The organism is Methanohalophilus sp. WG1-DM, from assembly GCF_004104135.1.
In the GTDB taxonomy this organism is placed as follows: Archaea; Halobacteriota; Methanosarcinia; order Methanosarcinales; family Methanosarcinaceae; genus Methanohalophilus; species Methanohalophilus euhalobius.
In genome coordinates this window covers 1-247 of sequence record NZ_RRBA01000071.1, presented here as the reverse complement: position 1 = coordinate 247, position 247 = coordinate 1, and the positions used below count along the sequence as shown (strand labels likewise).

The following is a 247-nucleotide window of genomic DNA, read 5'->3' as shown; positions in this document are numbered from 1 at the left end:
TAAGATCGATCTTGACGCAATCGCTGTCATTGCCCACTACAAGGGTAACAGTGACATCATCATGGATGAACAGATGCCAATTTTCGGAGGCTACGCCGGTGGTATCGAGGAAACAGCCATTGTCAACGTTGCCACGCATATTAATTCCATGGTAATGAGCAGTGCCAGCTGGCACCTTGATGGTCCTGTGCACATTCGCTGGGGCTCCACCAATACCCGTGAGACCCTTATGATCGCAGGTTGGACA

General features: G+C 50.6%; 1 protein-coding gene. It reads left to right on the top strand.

Translation table 11 applies throughout. From position 1 onward, the window contains the following. The coding region (locus tag CI957_RS10510) for a monomethylamine:corrinoid methyltransferase (protein WP_128754807.1) at nt 1-247 on the top strand (247 nt) is incomplete at both ends.